Consider the following 6,824-nt stretch of genomic DNA (forward strand, 5'->3'; position numbering starts at 1 on the left):
GCCCCCCGCCCACAACCACTTGTGGGGGTCCCCGAGGAAGGTGGGGGGCGTTTTGTGGGGGTACAGCGAGACGGGGGTGTGCACGGCCTTGGGGGCCGCGGCGGTGTCCGCGCCCCACCGCGAACCGGCCAGGTCGCAACCCACCTGGACGACGGTGGTCACCCCGACGGAGGCGGCCTTGGCGAGGGCTTCCTCGACGGTGGCGTCCTGCATGTCCAGGTGGGTGTGGGAGTCCGCGACCGCCACCCGAAGCGGTTCGGGCAGCGGCGGCGGGGTGTTCTTGTCCTGCGGGGCCATGGCCGCGATCCTACGAGGGCCGCGGCCAGGGTCTGCCCGACGGGTCAGGGTCACGGACCCGGCCATGACCCATCGGACAGGCCCTGGGCCTCACCTGCGGTGGTGCTGGAAGGGGTGCAGCAGGTCGGAGAGGTGCCAGTGGTGCCGGCCGGTCTCCGGGGCGTCCTCGGCGGTGCTGCCGGTGCGCTCCTTGGGAGCCTGCTTCTTCTTGCCGTTCTTCTCGCCGGCGGGCTGGCGCTGGTGCATGTTCGCGATCGCGTCGGAGACCATCGACACCTGGCCGGAGCGCATGATGCGTACGACGTTGGTTTGGCAGTTCAGGCAGGTGGGGCGGGTCAGCGGGGAGGGCACCCGATCGCCGTCCGCGTAGTAGACGACGTGCAGTTCGCCCTTGCCGTCGATCTGGTGGACTATCTCGTACGCCTGCTCCCAGCCGTACCCGCACTTCATGCAGGCGAAGGAGTAGGCCTCGTGCGCTGCGGGCTCGGGCCTGCGGCCGGGGTGGACTCCGCTGGCGGGGATACCAGTGGTCTTCACGATCTCGCTCATGCCGAAACCTCGCTTCGCTCGGCCTCGCACTCGCTCGGCGCGCACCTCTGGATGATTCGCTCTCTACGCTCGCTCATTGCGCTCCTCTTGTCCGCTGGACAAGGCGTCCGGGAACCGTTCGTCCCATCCCCCAGTGGACGCCTTTCCCGGCCGAAACGCATCGGATCGCGGACCCTATTGGCCCAGATTTGGCAGTAGGCATATAAAAGGTCCGAGCATGCCGCCCTTCGCTTTACCTTTCAGGGCAGCCATTTACCTTCCGAAGGGTCGGTTCACCCCTCCGATGTGGGCGTTTTCATAGCGTTCTTGGCCGCGACGACGGCATCGAAGACCTCCCGCTTGGGCAGCCCGGCCTCCGCCGCGACCGCGGCGATGGCCTCCTTGCGCCGCTCCCCGGCCTCCTCGCGCACCCGCACCCGGCGCACCAGCTCCCCGGCGTCCAGCTCCTCGGGCCCGCTCTCGGGGGCGCCCTCCACGACGATGGTGATCTCGCCGCGTACGCCCTCGGCCGCCCAGGACGCCAGCTCACCCAGCGGGCCGCGCTTGACCTCCTCGTAGGTCTTGGTCAGTTCGCGGCAGACCGCGGCGCGGCGCTCGGCACCGAAGATCTCGGCCATCGCGGCGAGGGTGTCGTCGAGCCGGTGCGGCGCCTCGAAGTAGACCAGGGTGCGCCGCTCGCCCTCGACCTCGCGCAGCCGGGAGCGCCGCTCGCCGGCCTTGCGGGGCAGGAAGCCCTCGAAGCAGAAGCGGTCCACCGGCAGGCCGGAGACGGCCAGGGCGGTGAGCACGGCGCTGGGGCCCGGGACGGCGGTGACCTTGATGCCGCGTTCGACGGCCGCGGCGACCAGGCGGTAGCCGGGGTCGGAGACCGAGGGCATCCCGGCGTCGGTGACCAGCAGCACCCGTGCGCCGCCGGACAGCGCATCGGCCAGCTCGGGTGTCCTGGCCGCCTCGTTGCCCTCGAAGTACGACACGATGCGGCCGCCCGGTGTCACGTCCAGCGCCTGGGTCAGCCGGCGCAGCCGGCGGGTGTCCTCGGCGGCGATCACGTCGGCGGCCGCCAGTTCGGTGGCGAGCCGCGGCGGTGCGTCCGCGATCTCGCCGATGGGCGTCCCTGCAAGTACCAGCGTTCCAGTCACCCGCCCATCCTCCCAGGACGCGCCGGACCGGTCGGCATCACCGGGTGGCGCTCCGCGCCGGTCCACAGGGCCCTTCCCTACGATGGGCCGGGTGACGAGTGACACCACCGCGACCGACGCCGCCGCGCACCGCGCCCCGGAGCCGGCCCAGGCGCCCCCCGTGTGGCAGCGGCGGCTGCGCCGCTTCGGGTATCCGGCCCGCCCGCAGGCCGACGTCCGGACCCGGCTGGTGCCCGGCTTCCCGGAGCCGGGCGGCCGGCTGTGGGCGGTGTTCGGCGCGGGCCCGGACACCGCGGCCAGGCTCACCCGCTGGGCGGGCTGGGCCGGTCCGCTGCTGGTGGCGCTGGTCGCGGGGGTCTTGCGGTTCTGGAACCTGGGCAGCCCGCGGAAGGTGATATTCGACGAGACGTACTACCCCAAGGACGCCTGGTCGCTGCTGCAGTACGGCTACGAGGGCACCTGGGCCAAGACCGCCAACGACGCACTGGTCGCCCACCCGCCGCAGATCATGCTCTCGCCGGAGCACTCCTATGTCGTGCACCCGCCGATGGGCAAGTGGCTGATCGCGCTCGGCGAGTGGGCGTTCGGGATGAACCCGTTCGGCTGGCGCTTCACGGTGGCGCTGCTGGGCACCCTGTCGGTGCTGCTGATCTGCCGTATCGGGCGGCGGCTGATGCGGTCCACGGCGCTGGGCTGCCTGGCGGGTGCCCTGCTCGCGGTGGACGGGCTGCACTTCGTCATGAGCCGCACCGCCCTGCTCGATCTGATCGTGATGTTCTGGGTGGTGACCGCGTTCGGCTGTCTGCTGGTGGACCGGGACCGCAGCCGGGGCCGGCTGGCGGCGGCGCTGCCGATCGGGCCGGACGGTGTGGCGCGGCCGGAGGACTCCGTCGGCGACCGGCTGCGGCTGGGGTGGCGGCCCTGGCGGATCGCGGCCGGGCTGTGCCTGGGCCTGTCCGCCGCCACGAAGTGGAACGGTCTGTACTTCCTCGCGGCGTTCGCCCTGATGTCGGTGCTGTGGGACGTCGCGGCCCGGCGTACGGCCGGTGCCCGCCACCCCTTCCGTTCGGCGCTGCGCCGCGACGTCCTGCCCGCGTTCGGCTCGACGGTCGTGGTCGCCCTCGCCGCCTACCTCGCGTCGTGGTCGGGCTGGATCGCCACCAAGGGCGGCTACTACCGCGACTGGGCGACCTCCCCCGAGGGCCGGCTGGGCGGCTGGACCTGGCTGCCGGACTGGCTGCGCAGCCTGTGGCACTACCAGACCGAGGTCTACAACTTCCACACCGGACTGACCACCCCGCACACCTACCAGTCCAACCCCTTCAGCTGGCTGGTCCTGGGCCGCCCGGTGTCGTACTTCTACGAGGACCCCAAGGCCGGCCAGGACGGCTGCACCGCGGCCGAGGGCTGCGCCCGCGAGGTACTGGCGCTGGGCACCCCGCTGCTGTGGTGGGCGTCCTGCTTCGCGCTGCTGTACGTGCTCTACCGCTGGCTGTTCAAGCGGGACTGGCGGGCCGGCGCCATCGCCTGCGCCGTCGCGGCCGGCTATCTGCCCTGGTTCCTCTACCAGGAACGGACGATCTTCCTCTTCTACGCGGTGGTGTTCGTCCCGTTCCTGTGTCTGGCGCTGGCGATGATGATCGGCGCGATCATCGGCCCGCCGGGTTCGACGGAGCGCCGGCGCACCATCGGCGCGGTGGGCGCCGGCGTCCTGGTGCTCCTGATCATCTGGAACTTCGTCTACTTCTATCCGCTTTATACGGGCATGCCGATCCCGAAGTCGGCCTGGCACCACCGGATGTGGTTCGACAGCTGGGTCTGAGCGGGGGCCGCACCGGGCCGGGCACAGGGCAAGGAAGAGTTCGACAATTCCGTAACAGCCCTACAACAGCGCGTCACCGGACCGTGCCCGGATCGAGACTCGGCGATTTCCCCGTGTCCCTTAGAGTGCGATGCACGTTCTTGTGTGCGTATTCAAGGACGAGACTCCTGGGAGGGGATCGGTGGCATGCGCCGCGAGGTGAGGTACGGGCTGATCGGCGGATCGGTGGCCCTGGTGGCGGGCGTCGTGGGCGGTCTGACGCTGTTCGGCGGTTCGGACGACGCGTCCCCGCAGGAGGTCAGGTCGGCGGATGCCAAGCCGGGCGACTCCGGGCCCAAGGTTCCGACCGGTCCGCTGTCGGCCAAGGAGGTGCAGACGGCGGGAGCGGAGTTCCTGACCGCCTGGCAGTCCGGCGACGCGGCGAAGGCGGCCGGGCTGACGGACAGCCCCCAGGAGGCACGGAGCGCGCTCGCGGCCTTCAGCAAGCAGGCGAAGTTCTCGAAGGTGACGGTGACGCCGGGCACCCCGGCCGGCGACAAGGTGCCGTACACCGTCACCACCCAGATCGACTACAAGGGCACCAAGGCGTCCTACTCGTACCGCACGTCGGCGACCGTGCAGCGCGACAAGACCACCGGTGAGCCGCGGATCGCCTGGCGGCCGACGGTGCTGCACCCGGACCTGGCCAAGGGCGACGAGCTGCGCACGGGCGAGGCCGAGGCGCCCCCCATCAAGGCCGTGGACCGCAACGGCAAGGAGCTGACCCCCAGGGCGCATCCGACGCTGGCCGGGGTGCTGGACAGCCTGCGCGACAAGTACGGCGACAAGACCGGCGGCAAGCCCGGCGTGGAGCTGTTCATCCACCGCGCCAAGAGCGCCAAGCCGGCCGAGCAGCAGCCCGACAAGACGCTGAAGGTGCTCTCCAAGGGCACCCCGGGCACCCTCAAGACCACCCTGGACGCCACGCTGCAGTCGGCGGCCGAGCGGGCGGTCAAGGGCAAGAAGTCCGCGGCCGCCGCGGCCGTCAAGCCCAGCACCGGCGAGATCCTGGCGATCGCCAACGCCCCGGAGAAGGGCTTCAACCTCGCCACCCAGGGGTCGCTGGCCCCCGGCTCCACGATGAAGATCGTGACCTCGGCGATGCTGATCGACAAGGGCATGACCGCGCCGGACAAGCCGCACCCCTGCCCCAAGTACGTCACCGTCGGCGGCTGGAAGTTCCAGAACCTCGACAAGACCGAGATCAAGAGCGGCACCTTCGCGCAGAGCTTCGCGGCGTCCTGCAACAACGCCTTCATCTCGCAGGCCGAGAAGCTGAAGAACGACGACCTGACGAAGGAGGCCCGGGACGTCTTCGGCATCGGCCTGAACTGGCAGACCGGCATCCCGACCTTCGACGGCGCGGTGCCGGTGCAGCAGGACGCGCAGATGGCGGCCTCGCTGATCGGCCAGGGCGGGGTGCGGATGAACCCGCTCAACGTCGCCACGCTCGCCGCGACGGTCCGGGCCGGCTCCTTCCACCAGCCGTACATCGTCTCGCCGTCGCTGGACAACCGGACGCTCGCCAAGGCCGCCCGGACGATGAAGCCGGGCACCGCCGCCGCCCTGAAGTCGCTGATGAAGCTGACCGCGACGTCCGGCACGGCCGCCCAGGCGATGTCCGGCGTCGGCGGTGACATCGGTGCCAAGACCGGCTCCGCCGAGGTCGACGGCCAGAAGAAGCCCAACGCCTGGTTCACCGCCTACCGCGACGACCTCGCCGCGGCGGCCGTCGTCCCGGCCAGCGGCCACGGCGGCACCAACGCGGGCCCGGTGGTCCGCGCCATCCTCACCGCGAACTGAGCGCAGGCGGGGGACCCCCGGGTCCCCCGCCTCGTCTCATCGGCTGGAATCCGCTTCGCATGGCCCGTACACCTTTCGCTAGCGTGCGGGCCATGACCGTTTCCGCGTCCCCCGCACCGCAGACCACCGACGTGCACGAGCACTCCGAGTGACCCCCCTCGTCGTCGCGGCCGTCCTGCTGGCCGCCGTCACCCACGCCAGTTGGAACGCCATCGCGCACGGCATACGCGACCAGCTACTGGCCTTCACCCTGGTCGGCGGCGGCGGTGCCGTCTGCGGCGTCGCCCTGGCCGGCTTCACCCCGCTGCCCGCCACCGGCGCCTGGCCCTTCCTGCTGGCCTCCGCCGTGCTGCACGTCGTCTACCAGGCGCTGCTCATGCGGTCGTTCCAGCTGGGCGACTTCGGGCAGATGTACCCCATCGCCCGCGGCACCGCCCCCCTGGTCGTCACCGTCCTCGCGGCCGTCTTCGTCCACGAGATCCCCGACGGCTGGGCGCTGGCCGGTGTGGCGCTCGCCTCCGCGGGGCTGGTCGGCGTGGCCCTGTGGGGCATCCGCGGCTCGGGCGCCCGACCCCACTGGCCCGCCCTCGTCGCCGCCCTCGCCACCGGCCTGTCCATCGCCGCCTACACCACCGTCGACGGCCTCGGCGTACGCGCCTCCGGCACTCCCCTGGGCTATATCGCCTGGCTGATGATCCTCGAGGGCCTCGCCATCCCCGCCTACGCGCTCGCCACCCGCCGCCGGCGGCTCCTCGCCGAGCTGCGCCCCATCGCCGTACGGGGCCTGGCCGGCGGCGTCCTGTCGGTCTTCGCCTACGGCCTGGTGCTGTGGGCCCAGACCCGCGCCGCCCTGGCCCCCATCGCCGCCCTGCGCGAGTCCTCCATCATCGTCGGCGCGGCCATCGGCGCCCTGTTCTTCAAGGAGCGGTTCGGCCTGCCGCGGATCGCGGCGGCCGGGTTGATGGTCGTCGGGATCGGGCTGATGCTGCACACGGGGTGAGTTGCTTCCCACGTTGCCGGGTGGCCCGCCGTGCCTGTTTCTGTGCGTTGTTCCCCGCCTTCGGCGGGAGCGGAGGGGGTTGTGGGGTGGGGCCCCTCGTGTGTGGTGGGTGCCGGTGGTGGGGGTGGAGGGGTGTGTTGTCGGACTGCTGCGCTTTACGTCCGACAACACACCC

The 6,824-nt window shown here is 71.5% G+C and carries 5 protein-coding genes and 1 pseudogene; 3 read left to right on the plus strand and 3 right to left on the minus strand.

The window, feature by feature from the left end:
* Positions 1 to 88 precede the first annotated feature (88 nt).
* The 3 genes and pseudogenes from AC0680_RS28990 to rsmI form a co-directional block, all read right to left on the minus strand.
* A pseudogene (locus AC0680_RS28990) lies at positions 89 to 297 on the minus strand (AraC family transcriptional regulator); the annotation flags it as partial.
* A gap of 90 nt (positions 298 to 387) precedes the next feature.
* Entirely contained in the window at positions 388 to 846 is a 459-nt protein-coding gene (locus AC0680_RS28995; RefSeq protein WP_478634391.1) for a hypothetical protein, read from the minus strand.
* A 272-nt stretch (positions 847 to 1,118) separates the two neighbouring features.
* Positions 1,119 to 1,985: a 16S rRNA (cytidine(1402)-2'-O)-methyltransferase gene (rsmI, locus tag AC0680_RS29000; protein ID WP_478634393.1), complete on the minus strand. Its 867-nt coding sequence runs from the start codon at positions 1,983 to 1,985 to the stop codon at positions 1,119 to 1,121.
* A gap of 82 nt (positions 1,986 to 2,067) precedes the next feature.
* Between rsmI and AC0680_RS29005 the strand changes: the two genes are divergently transcribed.
* From AC0680_RS29005 to AC0680_RS29015, 3 genes are all read left to right on the plus strand, one after another.
* On the plus strand, positions 2,068 to 3,807 hold the full coding sequence (locus AC0680_RS29005; RefSeq protein ID WP_478634396.1) for a dolichyl-phosphate-mannose--protein mannosyltransferase: 1,740 nt from the start codon (positions 2,068 to 2,070) through the stop codon (positions 3,805 to 3,807).
* A 186-nt stretch (positions 3,808 to 3,993) separates the two neighbouring features.
* Entirely contained in the window at positions 3,994 to 5,649 is a 1,656-nt protein-coding gene (locus AC0680_RS29010; RefSeq protein WP_478634398.1) for a penicillin-binding transpeptidase domain-containing protein, read from the plus strand.
* Positions 5,650 to 5,797: 148 nt separating this feature from the next.
* A complete protein-coding gene (locus AC0680_RS29015) occupies positions 5,798 to 6,649 on the plus strand; it encodes an EamA family transporter (protein ID WP_478634401.1) in 852 nt (283 codons plus the stop codon).
* Positions 6,650 to 6,824: the final 175 nt, after the last annotated feature.

The organism is Streptomyces sp. NPDC043738 (assembly GCF_056436545.1).

What these genes read in the sequence shown, in the direction of transcription:
- AC0680_RS28995 (WP_478634391.1), bottom strand. Translation starts at nt 846, where the DNA reads ATGAGCGAGATCGTGAAGACCACTGGTATCCCCGCCAGCGGAGTCCAC.
- AC0680_RS29005 (WP_478634396.1), top strand. Translation starts at nt 2,068, where the DNA reads ATGGGCCGGGTGACGAGTGACACCACCGCGACCGACGCCGCCGCGCAC.
- AC0680_RS29010 (WP_478634398.1), top strand. Translation starts at nt 3,994, where the DNA reads ATGCGCCGCGAGGTGAGGTACGGGCTGATCGGCGGATCGGTGGCCCTG.